This is a genomic window from Ruegeria sp. CDSB029 (genome assembly GCF_059611125.1).
The window spans coordinates 35,066-60,326 of sequence record NZ_JBXWOX010000006.1; the positions used below are offsets into that span (position 1 = coordinate 35,066).

The window sequence follows — 25,261 nt, forward strand, 5'->3', positions numbered from 1 at the left end:
GATTGGCACCCATGTCCAAATCGCTGAGCCTGAGATGGTTGGAAATCTTCCAATTGATCGCCAAATCCGGATCGATCCAACAGGTCGCGTCCGAAACGGGTTTGTCGATCAGCACGGTCTCGAACCACCTGCGCAGCTTGGAAAACACGCTTGGTATCGAGCTGGTCGATCATGGGCGCAGACCCATGGGCCTGACGCCCGCGGGCGAAGTCTTTGCGCGATATGTCCGCGACGGTTTGACTGTTCTGAAACGCGGCGAGGCCGAAATCCGAACGGGCAATTGGCAACATGCGACCGACCTGCGATTGGCCCTTATTGACGATTTCGACAACCAGATCGCGCCTGATATGGTCCGGTTTCTGGCGCAGGCATTGCCGCGTTGCAATTTTCGTCACTATACGCGTCCCAGCCACGAAATCCTCTCCAAGCTACAGGAACATAAATTGGATGTGGGTGTTGCCACCCGACCACCGGGACGTACCGAAGGGTTGATCGAGTACCCGTTGATGCGCGACCCGTTTTTGGTCGTGCTTCCCAACAGTTTTGAAGGGTCGCCCGAAGAGTTGTTTCACCCGGACGCGGATCTACCCCTGTTGCGATATTCTCGGGACTACGTGATCGGGAAGCAAATCGAGATCCAGCTGGCGCGTAGCAAGTTCAGCTTGCCGAACAGGTTCGAACTGGAATGCAACCAGTCGATCATCGGTTTGGTGGCCCAGGGTAGCGGTTGGGCGATCACGACGGCCGCCTGTTTTCATCGGACCCAGCGGTTCCATAACAGTGTCAAAGCCATGCCGTTTCCCGGTAGAAACTTCGTGCGAACCGTGTCGCTGTTCACGACCGAAGTGTATCCCGTGACGACCTCGGAACTGATCCAGAAAGTTATGGTGAAACTGATCCGGCAACATTTCACGCGCCCAATGTGCGCCAAGCATCCTTGGCTAAAAAACGACTTCCGCACGATGGAGGGGGAGGCGGCTTAGCCCGGCGCAGGCTTACCAAGCGACGGTCGATTTACAATTCTCGTCGCCAGTTGTTCGCCAGTCCCGGCGGTTTGGTTCTCGACCATCTCCACCAGTTGCAGGGCCGCTTTGCGCCCCATTTCACGATGTGGCACATGCACGGTCGTCAGGGCCGGGGAAACAATTCTGGCCAGTTCGATATCGTCAAAACCCGTGATCGATACATCGCCAGGTACGTCCAACCCCATCTCTTGGGCCTGTCGCAAGGCACCTGCGGCCAACACATCGTTTCCACACAAGATTGCAGTCGGCGGCGGGTCAGCGTTCATCAGGTCGCGGAAGGCTTTGGCACCGTTTTCGATCTCATAGGATGTTTCGACAAGAGTCAGATTGTTGGCCGCGAGCCCGCTATCAGATATCGCATCCCGGATGCCCTGAACCCTGAGCCGGGCGCGATCATTCCCGTCTACGAGACCCGAGATCACGCCGATCTGTGTATGCCCCATTTCAATAACATGGCTGGCGAGGTCGAACATGGCCGCGCGATTGTCAAATCCGACGGAAGGCAACTTGGAGTCCGGCAAATAGGACCATGCGATCAATGCCGGAATTTTCCGCTGGCTCAGAAAGTCGTAGATCTTGGGATCGCGGTCATGTCCGATCAGCAGCAGCCCGTCGGCCCCTCGTGCAATCAGGGTCCTGATTTGCTCTTCTTCGATTTCAGGTTTGTAAGCTGAACTTGAGACCAGCAGCGTATAACCGCGCTGGTGCAACTCTTCCTGAAAGGATTGAAGTCCACGCGCGAAGATCGCGTTTTCCATGGTCGGTATGATCGCCCCGATGGTGAACGACCGCTTGGCGGCCATTACGCGCGCCGCAAAGTTTGGCGTGTACCCCAGCGCATCAACTGCCGAAAGGACGCGTTTGCGGGTCGCTTCGACCACTCGGTCCGGGCTGTTGAGGCAACGCGACACAGTAGCCGTCGAAACGTCGGCCATTTTTGCCACATCATCCAGTGTCGGCGCCGACCGAGGTTTCTCCATTTCCAAACTCACAATTTGCTTTTGCCAATAACTCTAAACTCAACTGCCGCCAGAGGGAAGTGGATATGTAAGCGCTTGCATTTTGAATGTAAGCGCTTACAAATGGCGTTGGGCCGAATCTGAAAAGGGAGTCCAAGAGATGTTTCTTGCTGCGTCCGCACTCGTGTTTGCCATCTATTTTGCGAACGTGGCGCTGGGGGCTTTTGCAAACAGCGCCTTTCTTGGTGACGTCGGAGAGATGTTGGTTCTGTTCGCGGCATCGATCCTGTTCGTTGTCGCAATTCTAAAAAGGGAAGCTGTCCGCGATGCAAAAAAGGGTGGCTGAATTTTTTGCTTGGGAGGGCACTAAATGAAAAACGACAGAAATGAACTGGCGTCCGTCGAACGCCGTAATTTCCTAAAGCTGAGCGCCAGTGGGTCATTCACTGCAGCGCTGGTCGCAGGTGCAGGCGGCGTCCTTTGGTCGTCCGAGGCTGTGGCGCAGACAGCCAAAGAAGAAAGTGAGCGTGAAAAGGCAGCGGACCATGTCATGACGGTCGCGACCGCATATGTACTGGGCGCGTCACGCAGCTATCCTATCATGCAGCTTGATCTGAAAGAAAACATCCAGAACGCGACGAACGGCAAGGTGTACGTCAAGCTTGCGCCTGGTGGTCAGCTGGGTGCCGGTGGTGCATTGGTGCAGAAAGTGCAGGGCGGAACCATTCAGGCGGCGCAGCATTCGCTGTCCAACTTCGCACCTTTCGCATCGACCGTTGATCTTATCAACATGCCGTATCTGTGCGGTTCGAACCAACGGTTCACCAACCTTGTGCATTCCGACACATGGCAGAACGAAGTTCACCCGAAAGTCGAGGCCGCTGGCTTCAAGGCCCTGTTCTATGTGGTGATCGACCCGCGCGTTGTTGCCGTGCGTCAGGGCGGTAATGCAATCATCACGCCGGGTGACATGAGCGGCGTGAAGTTCCGCGTACCCGGCTCGAAAATGCTGCAGCAGTACTACCGCATGGTCGGTGCAAACCCGACACCTGTTGCTTGGGGTGAAACCCCCTCGGCGATCAAACAGGGTGTCGCGGATGCGCTCGATCCATCGGTCGGAGCGCTGTATGTGTTTGGCTTCAAGGACATCCTCAGCCACGTGACCTTTACGCAGGCCGTTCCGGACAGCCAGGTTTATTCGTGTAACCTCGAATGGTTCAATTCGATGCCGCCGGACGTTCAGGAAGGCATCATGTGGGGTTCGGAAATGACCAGTCATCAGAACCTTTCCAAAGTTCCCTCGGCCCGTGCCTTTGCCATGGCCGAACTGAACAAGGCCGGAGTGGAGTTCCATTCGCTTAACGTGGATCAACTGGCCGAGTGGGAAAGCGTTGGGGGCTACCAAAACGCCGATTGGGATCCGTTCAAGACAGAGCTGGCCGGGTCGATGGACGCCTTTGAGAAACTGGTCGAGGCGGCCGGGACACAAGGAAAATACTACGTCCACGACGCATGACCTAAACCGGCGGACGTCTTTTTGGCGTCCGCAATCACTCAACAGCAGTCAGGCCTGAAAGGGCCCAAAACAGAAGGCCGCGCCTGACTGTTCTGTCGCCGAGGGAACCGATGACCTTACTCCAAAACATAGATCGCAACGCCGAGCGCTGGCTGCTGCTGGTGTTCTACGTGATGCTGGTCATCACCATGGCCATCGAGGTTCTGCGACGCGAGATATTCGCCTATTCCTCGATCTGGGGGGAAGAAATCGTCCGGTATTCCTTCATCTATTTGGCCTGGATCGGCGCTGCGGCGGCGGTCAAAGAGCGGGCGCATATCCGGATTGATGTCGTCATGCACTACCTCGGGCCGCGTCCCAAGGCCCTACTGTACATCTTCGGCGATCTGGTGATGTTCGCAGTCGCTGTGATCGCGCTTTACTGGTCGTACGAGGCGGTTCACGTCTCGGCCAAGTTTGGATCAGTGACTGACGGCCTCCGGGTGTCGAAGGTCTGGTTCCTGATGGCAGTGCCGACCGGATTCGCGCTGATGATCTGGCGCCTGATCCAATCGTTTATGCGTGACTTCAAATCCCTTCGCGACGGCACGCCCGTCTTCGAAGGTGACAAGCTGTTTGACTGAGGGGATTTGAGATGCTCTGGAATACTCTCAATCAAACCGTAGAACTGGGCTGGGATTTCTACCTGCCCGTCATTCTGTTCGTTGTTCTGATCGCCATGGCTGTTCCGGTTTGGGCAGCGATTGGTTCTGCCGCGATCGTAATGTTAGTCATGTCGGGCGATCTACCGCTGAGTCTGGTGGGCGAGAGCCTGTTTACCGGGATCGACGCCTTTGCCCTGACCGCCGTGCCGCTGTTTATCCTGACAGGTGACGTGCTGGTCCGTACAGGTTTGTCACGTAAATTTCTGGATGTGGCTGAGGCGCTGACTTGCTTCGCCAAAGGCGGGTTTGGCTCGGCCACCGTTCTGGTTTGCGGCATGTTCGCCGCCATTTCGGGTTCGGATGCCGCTGGCGCGGCCGCTGTCGGTCGCATGACCATCAACCGGCTGGTCGAAAGTGGATATCCGCGCCCCTACGCCTGCGCCTTGGTCGCGGCCGGGGCCTGTACCGGCATCCTGATCCCACCGTCGATTGCCTACATCATCATCGGTCTGGTGCTGGGGATTTCCGCGTCGACCCTGTTCCTGGCTGCCCTGATTCCCGGTCTGGCCATTCTGGTTTCGATCCTGATCACCAACATCATCATGAACCGTCTTTACGCTTATGAGGGTGGCGGCTTGATGACGATGGGCGAGTGGCTGGCCAATTTGGGCAAGGCCCTGAAATCCGGCTGGTACGCCTTTATTGTGCCCGGGATTATCTTCTATGGCATCTTCTCGGGTCGCCTGACCCCAACCGAGGCGGGCGCTACCGCCGTGGTTGTCACCATCATCATGGGTTTCATCATGCGCACCCTGACACTGGCCGACTTTCCGTCGATGTTGGTCAGCTCAGCCAAGGTGAACGGGGTGATCCTGCCGATCATTGCCTTTTCAGCCCCCTTGGCCGAGGCGCTGGCGATCATGGGCGTGCCGCAAGGGTTCGTCGCCTCGATCACTTCGCTGACCGACGATCCGTACCTGCTGATCCTGCTGATGATCGGTATCCTGATTGCTGCGGGCTGCGTTATGGAAACGACCCCCAACATCGTGATACTCGCCCCGATCCTTAAACCGTTGGCCGATAACATCGGAATGAACGAAATTCAGTTCTGCATCATGATGATTACCGCGCTGGGTGTCGGGTTTATCACGCCACCGCTTGGCCTGAACCTGTTCGTCGTATCTGGCATTACGGGTGAGTCCATTCTGAAGATTGCGGCCCGTGCTATACCATTCGTATTAACAATGCTGATCGTAGTTCTTCTGATTGCTTACGTTCCGGCGGTTTCGACCACCTTGCTTCCTGAAATCTACCAATAGGACCTACTGAATATGCCTCGCGACTATCTGAAAAAGGCGACCCTGACGGCTCAATCTCATGCCACGGAAGTGCATGACACCGTGAAGACAATCCTTGCCGACATTGAGGCTGGCGGGGATGCCAAAGCGCTGGAATATGCGGTCAAATTCGACAAGTTTGACGGCAACGTTTTGATGACTGCCGAAGAGATCGAGGCCGCCTGCGCGCTTGTCCCCGAAAGGCTCAAGGCGGATATTCGGTTTGCTCACGACAATGTTCGCCGATTCGCCGAAACGCAGAAGTCCACGGTGTCTGACGTTGAGATGGAAATTGTCCCGGGCTTTATCGCTGGCCAAAAGGCCATCCCTGTGGACGCGGCTGGCTGCTATGTGCCCGGCGGGCGCTATAGCCATATTGCCAGCGCGATCATGACGGTCACCACCGCCAAGGTTGCTGGGTGCCGCCACATTACAGCCTGTTCGCCGCCGCGCCCGGGTGAAGGCGTGGCGCCTGCGATTGTCTATGCGGCGCATATCTGCGGTGCAGACAGCATTCTGGCCATGGGTGGCGTTCAGGGCGTGGCCGCGATGACCTACGGTTTGTTTGGCCTGCCGCGCGCCAATATTCTTGTGGGTCCAGGCAATCAGTTTGTGGCCGAGGCAAAGCGCATTCTTTATGGCAAAGTTGGCATCGACATGATTGCCGGGCCGACGGACAGCCTGATCCTTGCGGACGGTTCCGCAGATGCGCAAGTGGTGGCCACCGACTTGGTGAGCCAGGCGGAACACGGCTATAACTCTCCGGTTTGGCTGGTGACGGATGACCGGGACCTTGCGCAAAAAGTCATGGAGCTGGTGCCAGCGCTGATCGAGGATCTGCCTGAACTCAACCGGGAAAACGCCTTTGCTGCGTGGCGCGACTATGCCGAGGTCATCGTCTGTTCAGATCGTGAAGAAATGGCGGCCTGTTCGGACGATTATGCGCCCGAACACCTGACCGTTCAGGCCGAGGATCTGGATTGGTGGCTGGGTCGGCTGACCTGCTATGGATCGCTGTTTCTGGGTGAAGAAACCACAGTGTCCTACGGTGACAAGGCGACCGGTACGAACCACGTTCTGCCGACATCCGGCGCGGCCAGCTATACCGGTGGCTTGAGCGTCCATAAGTACATGAAGATCGTCACATGGCAGCGCGCTACACGCGAAGGCTCGAAATCCATTGCCGAGGCGACCGCTCGCATTTCCCGGTTGGAGGGTATGGAAGGGCATGCGCGGGCTGCGGACGTGCGCCTTGCCAAATACTTCCCTGACGAACAGTTCAACCTGACTGCCGATGAATGATCCGCGCGCGTTGTTTGATCTGACCGGGCGTGTCGCTTGCGTGACCGGCGCAAGCTCGGGCCTTGGGCGTCGTGCAGCGCTTGTGTTGGCCTCAGCGGGTGCGTGCGTCGTCGGCGTCGCCCGTCGACCGGAAGCATTGGCAGAATTGCAAGCTGAAGGGGGCGACAGCGTGGCCACAGTTGTTGCCGACGTGGCCGATCGGTCGCGCGTGGCATCGCTCGCCGAGGAAGTCGCAGCCAGTTTTGGCGCGCCGGACATCATCGTGCATGCGGCGGGTATCAACACGCGCGAAGTGGCAGATGACGTGACCACCGAAGGCTGGGACAAGACGCTTGAGCTGAACCTGAGCGCGCCGTTCTTCCTAAGCCAGGCAATGGTTCCTGCGATGAAAGCCCGGGGGTGGGGGCGGATCGTGAATTTCGCCTCGCTTCAGACCATGCGTGCTTTTCCGGGCGGTATTGCTTATGGGGCCAGCAAGGCCGGGGTCGGGCAACTGACGCGGGCCATGGCCGAGGCTTGGTCCGCTGACGGCATCACTGCAAACGCCATCGGGCCAGGGTTTTTCCCGACCGAACTGACGCAGGCTGTGTTCGATGACCCCGACCGGGCAACCCGTAACGCGGCGCAAACCTGCATGAACCGAAACGGGCAGATGGAGGATATCGATGGGCCGATCCTGTTCTTGTGCTCACGGGCATCCGACTACGTCACAGGGCAAGTTTTGATGGTCGATGGAGGGTTTACCGCGAAATGAAAGCGCTTGTTTATCAGGGTGTTGAGCATTTGACCTATGAGGACGTACCAGATGCAGCGCCCGACATAGGTGAGCAACTGATCCGGGTCGAGGCTGTCGGGATTTGCGGCTCGGATATGCACGCCTATTTGGGTCACGACGCACGCCGACCTGCACCACTTATTCTGGGCCACGAGGCCGCAGGGACGATTGTTGGAGGTCCACGCGACGGTACGCGCGTAACGATCAATCCTTTGGTCAACTGCGGTGTCTGCCCGGCGTGTGAGTCTGGGCGGGAAAACCTGTGTCCCAGCCGGCAGATCATCTCGATGCCACCGCGTGAAGGGGCTTTTGCTCAATATATTGCAATGCCGGATGCAAATCTGGTTGAGGTGCCGGACCACGTATCCTTTCAGCAGGCCGCCCTGGCAGAGCCATTGGCCGTTAGCTGGCACGCGGTTCGGTTGGGGCTTGAGGCGCTGCATCAGGGAATGGCGCGTGATGCGTTGGTGATAGGCGGCGGCGCGATTGGTGTGGCCGCAGCTTTGGCACTGGCGGCAGCTGACTTCGATGATGTTGTCATCGTTGAGCCGAATGACGTGCGGCGCGCCTATCTGCAAAGTTTGAACTCTTTTAATGTGGTCGAAGCCACGGATGATACGTTCTCATTGGTTGTTGACGCAGTGGGGTATTCTGCAACCCGCGCGGCCGCTTCCGAAAAGGTTCAACCGGGCGGCGTTATCGTGCATGTTGGGTTGGGTGAGGATACGGGCGGTTTGGATATACGTCGTATGACGTTGCAGGAGATCACGTTTATCGGCACCTATACTTATACTGCCGATGATTTCCGAAAGACCGCGCAGGCGATATTCAATGGCCGTTTGGGTTCGTTGGACTGGATAGAGGAACGGACCTTGTCTGAAGCTGCCGACGCCTTTCGCGATTTGCGGAAAGGTGCCGTGGCCGCACCCAAAATCATCCTCGCACCCTGGATCTAGTCCAGGCAGAAACGGAGGTATTCATGTACAAAAAAATTCTCGTCCCAATGGCGTTGGATCATGGGATTTCACCGCACACTTTGGAAATCGCCAAGGCCTTATCGGCTGAAAGGGCCGAGATTGTGGCCCTGCATGTCTACGAGATGCCTCAGGGTTCTGTCAGTGCCTATCTCGACAAGGATGTCGTCGCCGAAGGCTTTCGCGCGGCACGCACCTTGTTGCGGGAAAAAGTTTCGGGGCTTGAGGGCGTTCAGGCCGAGATTGTCAAAGGTCACACGGCCCGCACGGTGATCGACTTTGCGACACAAAACAAATTTGACTGCATCGTCATCGGTTCGCATGAACCGGGTGTCAGCGATTATTTTCTGGGATCGACCGCCTCACGCGTCGTCCGTCATGCGTCTTGCGCCGTGCACGTGCACCGCGGGCTGTAACCCGTCAATCGCGCTAACTGCGCCCCATACAGGACTAACATATCGGACATGAACATAGACAAAAAGATCACCGACGATTTGGTGGCCAACGACATCTCATTCGTCACCACGGTTCCATGCAAGCAATTGGCCGGAGTCATCGACGAAATCGACGCGCGTGACGGCATCTATCATATCCCATCGAACAAAGAGGATGAAGGCATGGGCCTGTGTGCCGGTGCCTGGATGGGTGGCAAACGCCCCGCGATAATCATGCAGAACACTGCCATCGGCGTAACCATCAACACGTTGGCGACGCTGATCCAGTATTACCGGATGCCTTTGCCCATGCTGATCTCATATCGTGGAGAGCTGCGCGAACCCGTCGCCTGCCAAGTCGAAATGGCAGTGCATACCAAGGCGCTTCTGGCACAGATGAACATCCCGACCTACCACTTCCATCATCAATCGGATGTCGAGGAGCTGGATGCGATCCTGAAATACACCTTTATGTGCAACAAGCCGGTTGCGATCCTGACCGACGCCAATTTCTGGGGAGGCTATGGCGACCAATGATCCGTTCTGAAATCCTGAAAGAAATTGCACCAATCCTGCGGGATCAATTGGTTGTCTGCAACATCGGCATCCCCAGTCAGGAGATGCATGCAATCGACGACCAACCTACCAATTTCTACATGCTGGGCACTATGGGTCTGGCCTCAAGTATTGGTCTGGGTCTGGCCTTGTCGCAACCAAAGCCGGTCATCGTAATCGATGGCGACGGGTCTATCCTGACCAACCTCGGAACCTTGCCGACCATCGCCAATAACGTGGCTGACAACTACATTCTGCTGATCGTCGATAACGGATCTTATGGGTCGACCGGGGATCAGCCGACTTATGCAGGTAAGAAGACGTCGCTGGCAGCCGTGGCGCAGGCATGTGGCTGCGAGAATGTGGTCGAGTGCCAGGCTGAAGACACTGGAGCCGCATTGCAGGCAGCGCTCGACAGCGCCCAAATGACAATCATCGTCAGCAAGTGCGAAAGCGGCAATGCCAAGATGCCGGTAATCACGATGGACCCAGTTGTGATCCGCGACCGCTTTATGAAGGCCGTCCAAGCGTCATAAAGAAGTCGACCTGCAGGTATTCAGCTTGCGCCGTCCCGTTCGGGGCGGCGTTTCTTTGGTCGATTGCACCCCAATTTGATGCAGTTTCCTGAATGTGATATGACGCTACGTAAAGTGAATTTCAAAAACATTTTTAGAAGTTTCATCGCAAGGGGGGAAATTATGAAATTCAAATTGCTTGCGCAAAGCGTACTTTTCGGTGCGGGGCTGTTGATGGTTGGCCTAACGCCGGCGCAGTCTCAGACCCGCGAGGAAAGTCAGGGCATGGTTCTGCTGCGCGGTTTGCCGACGTTGGATACAAATCACAGCATCGCGATTGTTGAGCTGGATCCGGAATCCGACCAGTTCGGAGAGCTACTGAGCGAAGTTGAACAGCCGGATATTCAGCATCCATTGCATCACCTCTACTACAGCCCGAACGGGCGTCTCTATTCGACCGGGTTGGACCCGTCCTGCAGCCTGGCCGAGATCGGGCTGTCCCGCGATTCCAGCGGAACGCCTGTGATCGAAGGCTTTACCTGTCTGGATACCCAAGGGCAGATCGTTGGCGAGGACATTATGTGGGCCACGTCGAACGGGCAGGAGTATATGTTCGTAACCTTCATGGGTGGCACTGGGGGCGATGATGGCGGCTCGGTCGGTGTTTTCGACACTCAGACAAATGAGGTGGTCAAAATTATCGAAGCACGCAAAAGCCAAGTCGGCGAAGGTGAGCCATATATCATGTACCCACACGGGATATCTGCGTTCGACGACCGCATGGTGGTCACCTCGACGATACATCCCGATATGACGACTGGCGTTGGAAATGTGTTGACGATCATAGACCTCAACACGCTTGAACCCATTCAGAACATCGTTGTGGAAAACGAAAAGCCGTTGAATTTTCCGTCTTCACCGGTCGAGGTGCTGTTCGCGCGGCCTGACATGCACGCTGACATTGAACCGGCCATTCTGGCCAACACGATGTTCGGGTTCGAGACCTGGAAAATCCCCTATGACGCCGGTTCCAAAACCTTTGGTGAAGCCGAAGTCATATATAGTGGCGTGGCCAATGAAACCGCTGTTCCGCTCGAGTTCTATGGCACTGAAGATGAACTGTTCATCTCTCATGGATTACCGGGTGTTGTGAAGCGCTATGAAATGGCCGCACTGCCCGAGCTTGTGTCCAGCGGGCCGGACATAGTTGCTGATCCGGGTGCACATCACATGATCTTTTTCACGTCCGCTTCGGGCCGAGACCTGATCGCCGTTCAAAATAACCTGCTCAATCTGGGCAACGCCGCTGATGACGACCCAACGGATGTGGATTTTATTGCCGACCTGAACGCACACACGATCACGATCCATGATCTTGAGACCGGCGAACGTATCGCCGAGGTCAATTTCAAGGAGCGCTACAACAAAGGCGTGGACAACGTTGAAGGGCTGTTCGGTTCGGGTTTTGTGCACCACCACTAATGCTCTGGGGGCGTTATGCTTCGGGTGTTTTTGACAGCGGCCGTCGCCGTGGTGATCGCGGCGACGGCGTGGGTTTTCTGGGACCGGGCACGCAGGCCGACGGCGACGCCGATTGCTGGCTTCTCGGCGCCTTTTGTTTTCGGACGCTTTGCTGTGCCGCCGGACAACCCGCTGACGGAAGAGGCCTTTGCCCTTGGGCGCCACCTGTTCTACGACCCTATCCTGTCCGGCAACAATCAGGTGTCCTGCGCGACATGCCATATGCAGGCTCTTGCCTTCACTGATGGTCTGGCAAAGTCGCCCGCATTGTCGGGCGGAGAGCTGGAGTTCAGCTCCATGAGTTTGACCAACCTTCTTTGGGGCCAAGAGCGGTTCTTCTGGGACGGTCGCGCAACGTCGTTGGAAGCGCAGGCATTGATGCCGATTCAACACCCGGACGAGATGGATCAGGACCTAGGAGAGCTTGTCACAGAATTGCAGGCATCCCGCGACTATCGGCGGATGTTCCGCAAGGCATACGGGGAAGTCAGCGCCGAAAACGTGGCCCGGGCATTGTCGACCTTCATGCGAATGCTGATTTCGTCGGCTTCAAAATACGACAGGTTTCTGCGTGGCGAAGTGCGTTTGACCGCGCAGGAAGAACACGGGCGCAAACTATTCATGGCGCATCCGGACACCAAGGTTTCATTACGTGGTGGGAACTGCATCGACTGCCACAGCCAGTTTTTGACTTCCGGGTTTCGGGACGCATTGGATGGGTTTTCAAACAATGGGCTGGATTCCGATGACGACCTGCCGGATGGCCTGATGGCCGTGACCGGCAATCCGGCGCACAAGGGCTTCTTCAAAGTGCCGACACTGCGCAACATCGCAGTAACCGCGCCCTACATGCATGATGGCCGGTTCGAGACATTGGAAGAGGTCATGGATCACTACAATGACGGGATTGTCGTCAGCGATACGCTCAGCCCTTTGATCCTTGAGGCCGACAATGCGCCAGAGGCCGGGCAGGGCACTGTGGGCCTGCGTATGACGCCCGACGAGGTGCAGTCCATCATCGCGTTCCTGAACACGCTGACGGATGAGGGTTTTCTGACAAACACACAGTTTTCCAATCCGTTCGAAGGAGACGGCTGATGCGTATTTGGATGACGGCGCTTGCGATACTGTTGTTCGTTGGCGGAGCGCTGTTCTTTGCCCTTGGTCCTCAGCGCACTACGACGATTACTTTGACCTTTCATGCGAAGATGGGTGATCATCCGTTGGTGTTTGATGAGTTCGTGTACGAAAACCCCGCCGGGCGCGGCACGTTCAGGGTTCGTGACTTCCGGCTCTACCTCAGCAACCTGACCCTCTCGCAAGATGGAGCGCTGTTTGCTGAGCCTGACAGCTATCATCTGCTCCGGTTCGACAATCCGGAAACAACCCATTCGATCAGGCTGAACGACATTCCCTTGAGCAGCATTGAGCACATCCGTTTCATGATCGGCGTAGACCCAGAAGCCAATGGCTCGATCCAAGCGCGCGGGGATCTTGATCCCAACAGTCAAATGGCATGGAATTGGGAGGTCGGCTATAAATTCGTCGTGATGGAAGGAACGCTGCGGATTGGCGAAGAGGTCTCGCCGTTGGTCTATCACGTTGGGTTTTCGGAAAACGCGCGCGAGGTCGATATCCAGTTGCCACCGGATATCGTTGTTGAGGGCGATGTGGACCTGCACATGAACGTCGATGTTGCAAAGCTATTTGACGGGCCCACGCAAGTCGACCTGCGTATGCTCTCGTCAGTCAAATTCAACCGCGAAGACGCCGCCATGCTGGCCGACAACTACGCGGTCATGATCACCCCGATGTTTAAGTGACTTTGGATAGGGTAAGGTTTGAAGGGCTAAAAGAGCCCCTCAGAACCGATAAGTCGCACCAATCATGGGGCCGGACTGTTCGAACGTGAAATCGTTGCCGTCAATCTCGTGATCGAAAGAGATATAGCGATAACCGCCGCGGATCACCCACCTGTCGTTGATTTCATAATCCGCAGTCAGCAAGACCTGCCATGTTTCGCTGTCGCTGCTGAAGCCGCCGTAATCAAAAAAGCCAGTGCCGGACCACCTGTCGTTGAATGCGACGCGGGCTCGAACGCCGATGACCGGGTCTGTCCAGCTTTCATCGACACTGACGGACCGGCCCGGGGCTGCTCCGGGAAGGACGGTGAAATCGGTCTGCGTCCGAAACCAGCGGAAACCGCCGACCAGGTCCACGTAGGACGTATCTGTAGTATAAGCCCGGTAACCTACATAACCGCTGAAAAATTGCGTTGTGAGAGAGGTTTCAAGACCAGAACTTGCCGGACCGGGCGTGTCATTGCTGAAAGAGACGTCCACGTAGTTATAGTCGGCCAATAGTGACCAGCGCCCGTTTGATGCACCAAGGACGCCCATGAAGGCCAGATCGAGATTTTCTAGCGCGTCAGAGAAACTCAGCGTTCCATCAACAGTGCCGCGGGCCGTTTCTTGCGTAACCTCTGTTTCAGGCATGAACAGGTATATTGTTGCCTCATAGGACCAATCGGATTGCTGCGCCACAGCGGCAGTTGTCATTGGTATCCAGACCGCCACGGCCCACGCAGCGGTTGTTATTTCCCTCTTAAAGACCATTTTGATCCTCCGTTTGTTCCAATTTGGCAATCTGATCTGATTGCTCACTCATTCAGCGGCTTCGCCAGACTGTTGAACGCGCGGTCCGACACGGTTGATATCGGTTTCCGGAAAGAACTCGGACCAGACATGCCAGAAAACACCGGCACGCAGGGTCTCGACGCGTTGCAATTTTCCCTGATCCGACATTCCCCAGAAATCGCAGCGGGTGATGGGCTGACCTCTGTCATTGTACCAAACGCCGAGGCTTTCGTACTTTGGGTCCAGACTGACAACCACGTCACGCCCACCGACATTTGCGTTTACGATCCAGTCATTCTCGACCACGAAATCATCGGTCCAGCAGGCAGCGTCGTTGCCGATCGTGATGCCCCAGACATAGGTCTTGTTCGGAAGCCGATTGTCCGAACTGTCCATGTTGTCCATGACGGGCGCATCTTCCTGATGCTGGCGCGCGATCCCCCAGCCAAATGTTATCTCCGTCACCATATCCAGCAGCCGCAAAAACGGGTTCGGCGAGGGCTTGTTCAGATACACCTCGCCATCGGGAAACGCTTTTTGAAATCCGCGGAACGTCATCCGATACGTGGGCCAGGGCTGCATCTTTGCTTCGGGGCGCACAGGGCAGGCGGGCCCATCCGCGCCAGTATCGCGATCCGTCTCGCGAAACCCATAGATCTGCTGGATGGGTTCCCCGGTTTCGTTGTCCCGCAGGATCAGGTTGTTGCCGTGTTGGGCCAGAACTTCAAGATCCAGTCGGTTGCCCTCGATGCGTGGGGCATAGCCTTGCCCAAGGTTGGCCATCGCGCAAAAGGTCATGACGATATCTTCGCCACCCAGCCCGTCAGCATTGCCGGCCAAGTGGGGTCGCATGATTTGCGCATCGGGATGCGCGCGGGCGTGACCATTGTTTTCAATAACGATGACCGGCGCGGTCGGGCCGATGAATTTTTGCGCCTCGGCAATAGGAAAGAAGGCCGCAGTGTTGAGTTGGTTCCTCAGCCCCAGATGGACCCACACATAGGGAAATCCATACAAAACCAAAACTAGCAGCGCCGCAATCAGCCACAGCCAGAACGGGCCGCCGCCCAGAATGAAATGCGCAAGCGTAGCGACGGCAAATCCGCTCAACCCCACTGCGATCAGGCGGTATTCGTGTCGGATAAACCGGATCATGTTTTTGCGTTTAACCTTAAGCACCATTTGCGAAATGTCGCCAAGATCGCGGAAATAGACGAACCCGATACCCAGTGAAACGACTAAACCCAGAGCGAAAATGATGTTTCCTGCCATATGGTTATCCTATTTTCGGGTTCCAATAGGCCGCCTGCGGCAAAACTGCGGGCGGTCAGGGATTATTGCTGTGGTGCCGCGCGTTTTATGAGAAACGCGTCGACGGCTAGCTGGGTTTCGGGGCGGGTGTTTTCGATCCCCTCGTAGGGCGCGCCATATGCTGGAGGCACATCCGGGAATTTTTCCTTTCGTGCCATGTGACGACCCAAGATGCGCACAAATTCCTGGCCGCCCCATGCGCCAACCTCGGTCGAGACTGAAAATTCTTCACGAGTATCTCGATAGAGGTCAAAGAACTTGGCCGCGATCGGGTTCTTGCCCGGAGGCGGCAAGATGAGTTTGAGCTGATCCTTGACGATCGCCTCGGGTTTTTTGTCCGAATAGATGATCACGTGATCGCGACGCGATTTGGATTCATCGTCGAAAAGTAGCGCAGCGGATTGATCCACTCCGTCAATCAGGCGGTCGCGCGGTATGAACTCATCAGCACCGGCAAAGCGCGACAAGGTGGTATAAAGGTCCGAGACGTGGATGATACTGTTGAGCAGCCCGTCCGCTTCGATCATGCCGGGCCATCGGATAAAGGCGTCAACTCGTACGCCACCTTCAGTGGTGTCGGCCTTGCCGCCACGGAAGATCATCGGTGTGAACCCAGATTGCGGTGAATATTTGGTAAAATGGCCGTTGTCGCCCATTACAATAACGATGGTGTTCTCAGCCAATCCAAGCTCGTCAATCTTGGCAAAGAGATCTCCAAGCCATTGGTCAAGTAGCTGCATTTTGTCGACATAAAGGCCGCCATTTGCGCTTTTTGGTCCGGTCCGGCCGGTCCGTGTGTTGTCCAGTGGGATCATCGGCCAGTATTGCAGGAAGAACTGATCCTCGCCACCAGCCAAGCGCTCTAGTTCTTCCATGGTCTTGTCTTGGAAGGCTTGGTTCATCTCGTCATACTTGGCCGCGTTCCAACGTTCGCCGGGTTTCATCCTAATTTCGCGGATGGGACCCCCGGCCTCGCCTTCAATCACGGTCATCATGGCCGAGGCGTCGGGGCGGAACCACTTGTCGACAGTATACTTGTCGTCATAATCGTTGATGGCTACGGAAACCTGCTCCTTAATCGCGTCATCGTGGAATATGGTTAACTGCCCCTGCTGATGAATCGCATGCTGGGCATAGTCAAACCCCTGATTCATTGCCCAGCTTTCTGAAATGTCACCCATATGCCATTTGCCAACATGACTCGTGGAGTAGCCGGCCTGCTTAAGCACTTCAGCGAGTGTAATTTCGCCACCCGGCAGGCCTTCTCCGGCAATATCAACTTGTGTGTTCCCCATACCCATACGGACAGGCAGGCGTCCGGTCATTTGTGCCACGCGCGTCGGCGTGCACGATGGTTCGGTGTACATCCGAACCATCCGCATGGCCTGATCCGAGAAGTCATTAATGTTCGGTGTTTCATACCCGCGTACTGCATTCAGCTCTGGGATGCCCATATCCCCAAAGCCCAAGTCATCGATCAGCACACTGACGATATTTGGAGGGTTTCCACCGTTACCTTCCCGAAACGCAGCTAATGCTTGGTCAACGGCTGCGTCGTCTTGGGCCCATTGCGATCCAAGCTGTGCTTGAAGGATATAGAATTCCGCATCGTGTTGAATTGGGTTTTCCTGCGCTTCAGCCGATAAGGCAGCAAAGCCCATCGACAACACAAAAACACACTGCAATTTCATTCCAATCTCCCCTTCAGAATACCGACTCCACGGCGCAGGCTGTTTGTCATATTGAAACATTATTATATTTGCTGTTGAAACGCTACGCTGCAAAAGCCGGATGGAGGTAACCTCTAGATTTCTTGGGAAAGTCAGTCACACGCCGGCCGGATGCCACGTGTCTTAGCGGCTGACAGGAGGAACCCCAGAAGGTTGCGCAAAACCACGCGAAATATTCGAGAGAAGCGGCGTGAGTGAACTGTGTGTTTCGGCAGTCAAACACTTGGCCCGAACACCGACCATCCGGTCGCGCGGACCAGTTCCTGAAATGCAATGCTAGCCAAATGAGAGTTGCCTTTTGCGTCCAGTCCCGGGCTCCATGCTGTGACCGCTGCGATGCCTGGTACGATACACAGGATGCCACCGCCGACACCGCTTTTGGCAGGAAGTCCAACGCGGAATGCAAACTCGCCCGAGGCGTCATAAGATCCGCACATCATCATCAGCGCAGTCACTCTGCGGGCGCGTTGCGCGGACAGAACGGTTGAAGCATCTGCCGGGTTCTGCCCCGCGGCGGCCAGATATCGGCCCGCAACCGCCAATTGACGGCACGACATGGCGATGCTGCATTGGCGGAAATACAGCGACAGAACATCTTCGACTGGCGCTTTTAGGTTTCCCTCGGCTTTCATGAAATGCGCAAGTGCCCTGTTTCTGGACCCTGTCCGCATCTCGGAGTCTGCAACGGCTTTATCCACTTGAATGGACGCATCCTCTGCGAGCGTCCGGCAAAGGTTCAGTACATCATTGACCGCCTCATCAGAGCTTCGGTCTTCTAGCAGAACGTCGGCCACGACGATGGCGCCGGGGTTAATAAACGGGTTTCTGGGAATTCCACGTTCATGTTCGAGCTGGACGATTGAATTAAACGGATCGCCGGAAGGTTCGCGCCCCACACGTTGCCAAAGGGTCGCGCCCACATGTTGCAGGGCCTCTGTCAGCGAAAAAACCTTGGAAATGCTTTGAATGGAAAACAGCGTGTCCGCATTTCCGGCCGAAACAGGCGCGCCGTCAATGGGTGCGACAGCGATGCCGAACTGGTTCAGGTCAACGCTGGCAAGTTCGGGAATATATTGGGCGACCTTCCCGCGTTCCGACATGCCGGCAACGCGATCGGCGATGTCATCCAAAATGACCTGCAACTCACCGGTTTCAATCACGCTGGGTCTCGGCATATGCCTCCTCCGTCCAGACTGAGTGATCCACGCCTTTGTCAAATTCAGGGAATTTGCTTGCCACAAAGCGGGGCTCAAGATTCTGTCTGCGCTGCGTGAAATAGTCCACGGTCAGTTTGTACACTGTGCCCGACAGCAGCACGATGGCGACCAGGTTGATGGTTGCCATTACGCCCATGGCTGCATCTGCAAAATTGAACACTGTGCTGACCGCTTGCACCGCGCCCCAGACGACCATGGCAAGACAACCCAGGCGCAAGATGTAGATAGGCACTTTGCCTTCCAGCTTCAGAAACGTCATGGCGTTTTCTGCGTATGAGTAATTGCCCAATATCGACGTAAAGCCAAAAAACACGATTGCGATTGCGATAAAATGGCGGCCGATCTCACCCAGATGGACCGCTGCCGCATCCTGAGTTAGACGCATACCGGTGGCCCCGTCTGGTTCGATGGCGCCAGACAGCAGGATCAGCAATGCTGTCGCGGTGGCGACCAGTATCGTATCCACGAAACAGCCAAACGCCTGAACCAAACCCTGGCTCGACGGGTGGTGCGGAGCCGGTGTGGCAACAGCCGCGATATTGGGGGCCGAGCCCATGCCAGCTTCGTTTGAAAACAACCCGCGCTTTATACCATTGAGCGCTGCTGCCATCACGCCACCTGTGACGCCGCCTGCGGCTTCCTGAAGGCCAAAAGCCCCTGCAACGATAGACCACAGCATTGCAGGCACCTGTGGCAGGTTCAGGACAACGACAACACAGGCCAGCAACAGGTAAAGCCCGGCCATGAGCGGCACGACGATTTCGGCAAATCGCGCAATGGTTCGGATGCCGCCAAAGATGACCACAGCAGCGGCAGCCGCCAGCGCCAGACCAGCAATCAATTTGTTCAACCCGAACGCGCCTTCGAACGCCTCAGCGATTGAGTTGGATTGGACGGCGACAAAAACCAGGCCGAAACTGACGATCAGGCAGATCGAAAAGATCACACCGGCCCAAGGCGCGTTCAGGGCATTGGCCATGTAAAAAGCAGGACCGCCACGGAACCGCCCGTTCGAAGACGTGACCTTGTAAAGTTGCGCAAGAGTGCTTTCGGAATAGGCTGTGGCCATCCCGACCAGGGCTACGATCCACATCCAGAAAATTGCGCCGGGGCCACCCAGGGTCAAAGCCACGGCGACACCGGCCAGGTTTCCGGTGCCAACGCGTGACGCCAGACTAACGGTCAGTGCCTGAAACGGTGTAATTCCGCGTTTGTCAGTGGATTTGGACGAGGTAAGGACGCGGATCATCTCGCCGAAATGTAGAAACTGCAGCGCACCCAGACGAATGGTGAAAAATATGCCGACGCCGAGCAACCCGTAGATCAGGACGTAGTTCCAAAGAATAGAGTTAATGCCGTTAACAATTGCTTCCATCGTCCGCCTCCTGAGAACTTAGACCGTTCGAAAAAGCAGCTAAAATACGATGCTTATTCGTCCATCATGCACGAAGGGAGGGTTGTCGAGTCAAGCTTCAAACCCGAAAATTGGCGAAACGTCCCGACATATACAATTGATTTAACAATGGGAATTCATTCCGGTGACGATTTTTTGCGCGGGTTCAACTACAGTCTGACCTGCGTGTTCCGAAGGTTGTGAGCGCGCTGCGAAAAGCGCATTCGGGGCGCAGACCGTCCCGAATGCCATAGTCATAGAAGCGTCCAGATGAAGTGTGCTTTGCCTATTCAGCGGCCATCTGTGCCGAAGGTGTCGACATCGAAATCACGCGCTCGTCTTCGGTCATATCTTCTTCGATTCCGTCGAAAAGTGGTGTGGATAGATAGCGCTCGCCCGTGTCCGGCAACATCACCAGCAGAACTGAACCCTGCGGGGCTTGCTCGGCCACTTTCATAGCAACAGCAAGCGTCGAGCCACCAGATATTCCCGTAAAAATCCCTTCTTCCGACGCCAGCCGTCTGGACCATTCAATCCCCTCGGCACCGGGGACAGGGATCAATTCATCATAGTAATCCTTGTCGATCGCCTCTTGCAGAACCCATGGGATAAAGTCTGGGGTCCAACCTTGGATCGGATGTGGCTCAAAATTCGGATGGCTTTCGGTGGGTTGGTGACCCTCGTTGCGGGTGTTTGTGTAACCCGATGACACAATCGCTGCGTTGGCGGGTTCTGTCAGGATGATTTTTGTGTCGGGGCGCTCTGCCCGAAGAACGCGTGCGACACCGGAAACGGTCCCGCCGGTGCCATAGCCGGTGACCCAATAGTCCAGCCGCTCACCTTCGAAATCTGCCATGATTTCTCGAGCAGTGGTGTTCTCGTGAATGTCGGCATTCGCTGACGTCTCGAACTGGCTGGCCAGAAACCATCCATTCTGTTCGGCTAATTCCTTGGCCTTGATATACATGCCAAAGCCCTTTTGGGCCCGCGGCGTCAGCACGACCTTTGCGCCGAGAAAGCGCATCAGCTTGCGACGCTCGACCGAGAAGCTGTCGGCCATGGTCAGCACCAGGGGATACCCTTTGGCCGCACACACCATCGCAAGGCCGATACCGGTGTTGCCGGAAGTGGCCTCGACAACGGTTTGGCCGGGTTTTAGCCGCCCGTCACGTTCCGCCGCCTCGATAATGTTCAGCGCGAGGCGATCCTTGACCGAACCCGCGGGATTGAAAGCCTCGAATTTCACATAGACCGTGACATGTGATGGGGCGATCCTGTTGATCCGGATACAGGGTGTGTCACCTACGGTGTCGAGAACACTATCATAAAGCCGTTTGCGTCCTTTAGTCTGCCGAATTCCCATAGCGATACCCCTCGTTCGGTTGGTAACATCCGAGCCAGTTTATACTAATTTCGCGGCTTCGGCGCTTTAAACATTCGTCTTGGAAATGACCGACGGGGTTACACGTTGATCTGCCAGTTCCGGATGCCCATAAGCTTTGGGATACGCCATGGGAACAAACGGGCCTGCGGGAATAACACCATTCCAGCTTCGGCCGAAGTACCCTTGCTGACAGTGATCCAGTGAACTGCTTGCTGCTACCCCGGGCAGATCATGGACGCGACAAAGCCAGCGCCAGAGGTGAGGGTAGTCAAGAATCTTGGCGCCATTCAGCTTCATGCGCAGGTAGTAAACCGGGTCATGGCGGTAGAGTGTCGGGAAAAGCCGCAGATCGGCTTCTGTAAATCGGTCCCCGGTCAGAAAAGGTCTGCCATCGCTGGCCAACCGATTTTCCAACTGCGCCAATGTTTTGAAGTAAGTCCCGAAACTGGCGGCATAGACGTTTTGATCAGACGAAAACCCGGCTTTGTAGGCCCCGTTGTTGATGGCGACAAAGATTTGCTGGTTCAATTCGTCAATTTCAGTCCGGATCGCTGGATCATCCGGGTAAAGGTTTGGCCGGCTGGTTTCATTGCTCGAACTGCTCAGCAGCGCCGCATTTTCATTCAACATACGGATGATCTCAGCGCTTTCGTTGTTGACGATGCGGCTGGTCTTTTTGTCATAGAGGATCGGAACTGAACGCTCGTCTGATCCTTCCACACGGTAAATGTCGCGAACCAGCCTGAACACTTGTCCCGTTGCGGTTTCCAAGGTGCATTCAGGCAACGTCGCCCCAGTTGCCGACGCAACAAGCTCGGGCGCGAACTGCCAGTTGTTCGGACCCTCTGGGTCGTCTTCTGTGGTGCGATTGGGAAAGGCCACATCCATCGAAATGCTATCCTGCAGTCCCAATATGTTGCGCGCTAGCGTCACCCGATGGCACCACGGGCAATTGAGGGCGACAAACAGGTGATATCGCCCAGGCTCGGCCGGAAACTCCGGGTCGCCGATCGCATGCCGAAAACCGCTGACGCCGCGCACGAACTCTCCTTGTGCGCCGCGCTCTGCGGCATTGGCCTGATCTTCCTGTTTGGATTGATCGGTCATGCTTGGCTTTAACCTCTTAGCCGGTGGTGAAGGATGATTGGGACGGCAAGGTCTTCCTCATCGCTCAGGTGCCGTTTCAGAAAGGCCTCGATGGCTTCTGAGGTGTCGCGCAGAGATCCGACTTCGGATCGGGCCTGAGCCTCATCCAATTGGATGAGCTTGATCACACGATTGGCCGTCCTTGTGTATTGGTCAAGGACCAGATCGAGGTCGGCATGGTCCTTTTCCAAAACCTTCAGTCCGGCGTCAAAGCGGGAATCCGCGGCAGAAAGCTCGGGGAAGTAGCTATGATCTTCCCAACCGTGATGGCCGTGCAAGTTTCCAACAAGCGCGTTTCCATAATAGGACAGGCGCGCGGCGTACTCTTCGGGGGACAGGTCCTTTTCAAGATAGCTTTCTGCATCGGAGCGAACCAGCCGGGCAAGGCGCCGAAACATCAGATGGGCACCCAGCCAATGGCGGGTTTTCTCGGTGAAGCCAGGGTGTGCTTCCCAGCTGTCGCGTGGATATTGATCGAGCAAGATCTGCATCTCGCCCGGCATATCAGCGGTGCGAATGTTGTATGTATCAAGCATGCGCTTACTCCTTTCCGCAAACATGTGTGTGGAAAACTCGTACCGTTAGGCTCAAAGGTGCACAGTTGGTGTCTATCACTGCACATCGTTAGTTTTGTGTCGCTCAAATTCGCCAGTTTGGTGCGCATGCCAAGCTCTGGCGGAATAAACCAGAAGTTCAGGCGAGGAAATTGCGCTGCATAGCGAGAGTTTGGACCCTGCGGTAAAGCGGCATTTCGCCACCCTCGGTGGCAGGCGCATTTCTCCCTTTTTGAAATTATGGTCGGTACGGCGTTCTCGCTGATGTTGAGCCGTGATGCGGCTGTTCGAATGGTTTGAAAATCTCTCAGTAAATCAACGAGATCGCATGGATCGACAAACAATGAATGCGACCGCAAACCCTGAGTGTTCAGAGGTTTATGAAGTCGCGAAAAAAATCAGATATGATAGGCGTGAAAGTAATCGAGAGGGTACTCATCAACCACAGAACATTTCTTGGTATTTTCAACTTTGGCATAACAACAGTATGAGACAGGTTGCCGAACTCTACGGGGTCAACGTTGGTCTCTTCAGACGCCAGCAACCTGCGGCTACGCGTGTCCCCGGCTTAGACCCGACGGCAAAATGCTCAATTCCACCTTTGCTCGCTAGAGATGCACAGCGGCTAGCAGCGTCCGAATAGCGCAAGGCATCCCTCCGAGTAGCAGCATCGCCCGTTCCAGTGTCACGCCTGTCCGGTCCGGGAATCCAATCAGCACAGGCGGGTTATCGACGTGCGACGTACCTTGGGACTTAGGGAAGAGGGGCACAAGACGCACCATCTGCGCATCCGTTAGAGAGAAAAGATCAGACATGTTCACCGCTCGGTGTTCGAACCGGGACACACGAAGCCCAATGGAAATCAATGGGTCCTGCGCCTAATAGATAGTGTTCACTGCAGAATAGAGCCTGCGAAATCGCCTCAACCGCTGGAAGAGCGCGGCCATGTCAGCGGGCTCGAACCGATCCGTTGTTGGTGGCTGAAGCGCTAGATCGGCTTTGCCCAAAGCACCATTGCCACAGGCTGCCAGACGGGCAGCGCCATAGGCCGGACCGGAACTCGCGCCTTCCGAACGCAAAATGGGCTTGCCCGTCACTGTAGCGATCAGGCCCAGCAGGAGATCCGATTGACTGCCTCCTCCAATTGCTGCCAGTTCCGGGAGATTGTCTATCGTGTCTCCGAAGCTCTGCGCGGCGTCAGCAAAACAAAAAGCAATTGCTTCGACTACGGAACGGCAGAGATCCGCGCGCGTTGTCGAATCCTCAAGACCAAAGAAACAGGCGCGAATATGTGGATCCCCAAGTGGGCTGCGTTCACCCGTCAAATACGGCAGGAAAATCGGCCCGCGATCACCGCTGACCGTTTCAGCAAGCGCAACAACTTCGGCAGCGGACAGCTCCAATTGACCACCAATCCATGAAATCGGCCTTGCGCCGTTCAGCATAGCGGCCATTTGATACCAACGGTCGGGCAATGTGTGCGCAAAAGCATGCACATAGTGTTCAGGATTGGGCTTGAACCGACGGTCCGCCACGAACAACTGGCCGGACGTCCCCAGTGAAATGAACCCACGTCCCGGTTCGGTGGCGCCCAGAGATACCGCCCCGGTTGCCGCGTCTCCGCCTCCGGCAACGACGGGCACGCCAGGTTTCAGCCCGGTTTCAGCTGCGGCTTGCACCGTCACGGTTCCGACGACGACGTGACCGTCGAAAACCTGCGGCAGCCAATCGGGCGCGACATCTGTGGCTTCGGCAACTCCGACATGCCATTTTCGCGATGCCTGATCGAGCCACATTGTACCGGCTGCATCGGAAGTGTCGGTTGCCAACTCTCCATGCAAGCATAACCCGATGTAATCCTTGGGCAGCAGGATATGAGCAAGTCGAGCATAGTGTGCCGGCTCATGTTGTTTCAACCAGGCGATTTTGGGTGCCGTGAAACCCGGCAAAGGGAGAACGCCAGCGATATGACCAATCTGCGGTTGGGCTGCGCGCAGTTCATCGCATTCACGTACCGCTCTGCTGTCATTCCACAGGATCGCCGGACGGATCGGGCGCAGATCGCGATCCAGCAAAACGGCCCCATGCATCTGACCGGACAACCCGACGGCCTGCACCTCAGACAGCGTGACTTGTTTTGCAAGTTGGCTCAATGCATCGCGCGTCGCCTGCCACCAAATATCCGGGTGCTGCTCTGACCAACCAGGCTGTGGCGAGGAAGTCTTTATGTCTATTGAAGACGTTGCAAGAATTCGATCGGTATCCGCACAGACAAGTTTGACCGCTGACGTTCCGATATCAATCCCGAGAAACATTCAATCCCCTTGCCCGCA

The 25,261-nt window shown here is 56.0% G+C and carries 24 protein-coding genes and 1 pseudogene; 14 read left to right on the top strand and 11 right to left on the bottom strand.

Annotated elements, in window-relative coordinates; translation table 11 throughout:
- Window positions 1-11: 11 nt before the first annotated feature.
- On the top strand, window positions 12-983 hold the full coding sequence (locus AC2FI8_RS08870; RefSeq protein ID WP_496707022.1) for a LysR family transcriptional regulator: 972 nt from the start codon (window positions 12-14) through the stop codon (window positions 981-983).
- Here the strand turns inward: AC2FI8_RS08870 and AC2FI8_RS08875 are convergent.
- On the bottom strand, window positions 980-2,005 hold the full coding sequence (locus AC2FI8_RS08875; RefSeq protein WP_496778573.1) for a LacI family DNA-binding transcriptional regulator: 1,026 nt from the start codon (window positions 2,003-2,005) through the stop codon (window positions 980-982). The two genes, AC2FI8_RS08870 and AC2FI8_RS08875, sit on opposite strands and share 4 nt — an antisense overlap.
- Before the next feature lie 139 nt (window positions 2,006-2,144).
- Here AC2FI8_RS08875 and AC2FI8_RS08880 point away from each other — a divergent pair, with 139 nt between their 5' ends.
- The 13 genes from AC2FI8_RS08880 (at window position 2,145) to AC2FI8_RS08940 (ending at window position 13,380) form a co-directional block, all read left to right on the top strand.
- On the top strand, window positions 2,145-2,330 hold the full coding sequence (locus AC2FI8_RS08880; RefSeq protein WP_113789729.1) for a hypothetical protein: 186 nt from the start codon (window positions 2,145-2,147) through the stop codon (window positions 2,328-2,330).
- Between the two features lie 24 nt (window positions 2,331-2,354).
- Complete coding sequence (locus AC2FI8_RS08885; RefSeq protein WP_496768743.1) at window positions 2,355-3,500, top strand: TRAP transporter substrate-binding protein; 1,146 nt, start codon at window positions 2,355-2,357, stop codon at window positions 3,498-3,500.
- A gap of 110 nt (window positions 3,501-3,610) precedes the next feature.
- Window positions 3,611-4,123 carry a TRAP transporter small permease gene (locus tag AC2FI8_RS08890; RefSeq protein WP_496725514.1) on the top strand — a complete coding sequence of 171 codons (513 nt, stop codon included), beginning with the start codon at window positions 3,611-3,613 and terminating at the stop codon, window positions 4,121-4,123.
- Between the two features lie 11 nt (window positions 4,124-4,134).
- Window positions 4,135-5,463, top strand: coding sequence for a TRAP transporter large permease (locus AC2FI8_RS08895; protein WP_058275421.1), 1,329 nt, complete (start codon window positions 4,135-4,137; stop codon window positions 5,461-5,463).
- A gap of 12 nt (window positions 5,464-5,475) precedes the next feature.
- Window positions 5,476-6,783, top strand: coding sequence for a histidinol dehydrogenase (gene hisD, locus AC2FI8_RS08900; protein WP_496778575.1), 1,308 nt, complete (start codon window positions 5,476-5,478; stop codon window positions 6,781-6,783).
- Window positions 6,776-7,537, top strand: coding sequence for an SDR family NAD(P)-dependent oxidoreductase (locus tag AC2FI8_RS08905; protein WP_496778577.1), 762 nt, complete (start codon window positions 6,776-6,778; stop codon window positions 7,535-7,537). The genes hisD and AC2FI8_RS08905 overlap by 8 nt, the downstream gene beginning before the upstream one ends.
- Window positions 7,534-8,514 (top strand): alcohol dehydrogenase catalytic domain-containing protein, encoded by a 981-nt coding sequence (locus AC2FI8_RS08910; RefSeq protein ID WP_496778579.1) that lies wholly within the window; start codon window positions 7,534-7,536, stop codon window positions 8,512-8,514. The genes AC2FI8_RS08905 and AC2FI8_RS08910 overlap by 4 nt, the downstream gene beginning before the upstream one ends.
- 23 nt (window positions 8,515-8,537) lie before the next feature.
- A complete protein-coding gene (locus AC2FI8_RS08915) occupies window positions 8,538-8,948 on the top strand; it encodes a universal stress protein (protein ID WP_496778581.1) in 411 nt (136 codons plus the stop codon).
- A gap of 48 nt (window positions 8,949-8,996) precedes the next feature.
- Window positions 8,997-9,503, top strand: a complete 507-nt coding sequence (locus AC2FI8_RS08920; protein ID WP_496768738.1) for a sulfopyruvate decarboxylase subunit alpha — start codon at window positions 8,997-8,999, stop codon at window positions 9,501-9,503.
- Window positions 9,500-10,057, top strand: coding sequence for a sulfopyruvate decarboxylase subunit beta (comE, locus tag AC2FI8_RS08925; RefSeq protein ID WP_496778583.1), 558 nt, complete (start codon window positions 9,500-9,502; stop codon window positions 10,055-10,057). The genes AC2FI8_RS08920 and comE overlap by 4 nt, the downstream gene beginning before the upstream one ends.
- A gap of 162 nt (window positions 10,058-10,219) precedes the next feature.
- Window positions 10,220-11,518 carry a hypothetical protein gene (locus AC2FI8_RS08930; protein ID WP_496768737.1) on the top strand — a complete coding sequence of 433 codons (1,299 nt, stop codon included), beginning with the start codon at window positions 10,220-10,222 and terminating at the stop codon, window positions 11,516-11,518.
- Window positions 11,519-11,533: 15 nt separating this feature from the next.
- Window positions 11,534-12,655, top strand: coding sequence for a cytochrome-c peroxidase (locus AC2FI8_RS08935; RefSeq protein WP_496778585.1), 1,122 nt, complete (start codon window positions 11,534-11,536; stop codon window positions 12,653-12,655).
- Window positions 12,655-13,380, top strand: a complete 726-nt coding sequence (locus AC2FI8_RS08940; RefSeq protein ID WP_282169036.1) for an MbnP family protein — start codon at window positions 12,655-12,657, stop codon at window positions 13,378-13,380. The genes AC2FI8_RS08935 and AC2FI8_RS08940 overlap by 1 nt, the downstream gene beginning before the upstream one ends.
- A gap of 39 nt (window positions 13,381-13,419) precedes the next feature.
- Here AC2FI8_RS08940 and AC2FI8_RS08945 read toward each other — a convergent pair whose 3' ends face one another.
- From AC2FI8_RS08945 to xylB, 10 genes and pseudogenes are all read right to left on the bottom strand, one after another.
- Complete coding sequence (locus AC2FI8_RS08945; protein ID WP_496778587.1) at window positions 13,420-14,172, bottom strand: outer membrane protein; 753 nt, start codon at window positions 14,170-14,172, stop codon at window positions 13,420-13,422.
- Between the two features lie 48 nt (window positions 14,173-14,220).
- Window positions 14,221-15,465, bottom strand: a complete 1,245-nt coding sequence (locus AC2FI8_RS08950) for a DUF3179 domain-containing (seleno)protein (RefSeq protein ID WP_496778589.1) — start codon at window positions 15,463-15,465, stop codon at window positions 14,221-14,223.
- Window positions 15,466-15,527: 62 nt separating this feature from the next.
- Window positions 15,528-17,195, bottom strand: coding sequence for a sulfatase-like hydrolase/transferase (locus AC2FI8_RS08955; protein WP_282118903.1), 1,668 nt, complete (start codon window positions 17,193-17,195; stop codon window positions 15,528-15,530).
- Window positions 17,196-17,449: 254 nt separating this feature from the next.
- Window positions 17,450-18,409, bottom strand: a complete 960-nt coding sequence (locus tag AC2FI8_RS08960) for a glutaminase (protein WP_496778591.1) — start codon at window positions 18,407-18,409, stop codon at window positions 17,450-17,452.
- Entirely contained in the window at window positions 18,387-19,826 is a 1,440-nt protein-coding gene (locus AC2FI8_RS08965; RefSeq protein ID WP_496778593.1) for an alanine/glycine:cation symporter family protein, read from the bottom strand. Before AC2FI8_RS08965 ends, AC2FI8_RS08960 begins: the two co-directional genes overlap by 23 nt.
- Window positions 19,827-20,130: 304 nt before the next feature.
- Entirely contained in the window at window positions 20,131-21,207 is a 1,077-nt protein-coding gene (gene cysK, locus AC2FI8_RS08970) for a cysteine synthase A (RefSeq protein WP_496735329.1), read from the bottom strand.
- A gap of 66 nt (window positions 21,208-21,273) precedes the next feature.
- Complete coding sequence (locus AC2FI8_RS08975; RefSeq protein ID WP_496778595.1) at window positions 21,274-22,335, bottom strand: glutathione S-transferase C-terminal domain-containing protein; 1,062 nt, start codon at window positions 22,333-22,335, stop codon at window positions 21,274-21,276.
- An 8-nt stretch (window positions 22,336-22,343) separates the two neighbouring features.
- Complete coding sequence (locus AC2FI8_RS08980) at window positions 22,344-22,910, bottom strand: hemerythrin domain-containing protein (RefSeq protein WP_496778597.1); 567 nt, start codon at window positions 22,908-22,910, stop codon at window positions 22,344-22,346.
- Between the two features lie 704 nt (window positions 22,911-23,614).
- Window positions 23,615-23,743: pseudogene (locus AC2FI8_RS08985) on the bottom strand (IS5/IS1182 family transposase); the annotation flags it as partial.
- Between the two features lie 63 nt (window positions 23,744-23,806).
- Entirely contained in the window at window positions 23,807-25,243 is a 1,437-nt protein-coding gene (xylB, locus tag AC2FI8_RS08990; RefSeq protein ID WP_496778599.1) for a xylulokinase, read from the bottom strand.
- Window positions 25,244-25,261: the final 18 nt, after the last annotated feature.